General features: G+C 66.2%; 2 protein-coding genes. Both read left to right on the forward strand.

Annotated elements, in window-relative coordinates; translation table 11 throughout:
• The coding region (locus ACGFSA_RS35205) for a transposase (RefSeq protein ID WP_047471432.1) at window positions 1-310 on the forward strand (310 nt) is incomplete at its 5' end.
• Window positions 307-1,224 (forward strand): IS3 family transposase, encoded by a 918-nt coding sequence (locus ACGFSA_RS35210; protein ID WP_393310269.1) that lies wholly within the window; start codon window positions 307-309, stop codon window positions 1,222-1,224. The genes ACGFSA_RS35205 and ACGFSA_RS35210, both read left to right, overlap by 4 nt.
• Window positions 1,225-1,255: the final 31 nt, after the last annotated feature.

Here is a 1,255-nt window from a genome sequence, read left to right on the forward strand (position 1 = left end):
CATGGCCGCCCCAAGGAAATACTCGCTGGAGTTGCGTGAGCGTGCGGTGCGGATGTATCGCACCTCGGATCCGAAACCGCAGATCAAGAAGCTGGCCGTCGACCTCGGCGTGCATCCGGAGGCTCTGCGGGGCTGGATCCGTCAGGCCGAGGCCGATGCCGGTGAGCGTGATGACCGGCTGACCACCGATGAACACGCCGAGCTGGTGGCCCTGCGGAAGGAGAACGCCCAGCTCAAGCGGGCGAACGACGTTCTGCGGACGGCCTCGGCGTTTTTCGCGGCGCAACTCGACCCGACCCGGCCCAGGTGACCGCGCTCCTCGACGAGCATCCGCACCTGGGAGTCGAGTGCGTACTTCGGGAACTGCACATCGCCTCCTCCACCTACTACCGCTGGCGTCGCGCCGAGCGTGAGCCGTGCGAACGTATGCGCCGCGATGCCGAACTGACCGAGCAGATCAGACAGATCCATACCGAGTCCGGCGGGATCTACGGCTCACCCCGCGTGCACGCCGCCCTCAAGCGCGAGGATGTCCACGTCGGCCGCAAACGGGTCGAGCGACTGATGCGCGAGGCCGATCTCGCCGGGATCAGCCCTCGCCGTAAAGGCTTCACGCGCCGCGATCCGAAGGCCACGCTCGCCCCGGACCTGGTCAACCGGGACTTCACGGCGCCGGCGCCGAACCGGTTGTGGGTCACCGACCTCACGATGATCGCCACCAGAGAGGGGCCGCTGTGGCTCTCCGCGATCCGGGATGCGTTCTCGCGGCGGGTGGTGGCCTGGGAGACGTCCGCCCGCGCGGACGCCGATCTGGTGCTGTCCAGTCTGGAGTACGCCCTCACGTCCCGCGAGGTCGAGCCCGGCAAGCTCATCCACCACGCCGACCACGGCTGTCAATACACGTCCATCAAGCTCACAACTCGCTTGGTACGGGCGGGGATCGAGGCGTCCATGGGGTCCGTCGGGAACTCGTACGATAACGCCCTCGCGGAGAATCTTTGGATGCTGGTCAAGACGGAATGTGTCCGCGGCCGCGTCTTCGCGACCAGGGCCGAAGCGAACCTCGCGCTCTTCGAGTACATCGACGGCTTCTACAACAGCCGACGCATCCAGAAACGGCTCGGCTACCTCAGCCCGATCGAGTTCGAGGAGAAGCACTACGCCGACCAGGCAACGACCGAACGAGCGAACCTGAAACCCCGCCAACCCCTTCTGACCAGCTGATCAGCACTTCCCGCACAGCGGGGGAACCTCA

It is taken from the genome of Streptomyces sp. NPDC048496 (assembly GCF_043200055.1).
In the GTDB taxonomy this organism is placed as follows: domain Bacteria; phylum Actinomycetota; class Actinomycetes; order Streptomycetales; family Streptomycetaceae; genus Streptomyces.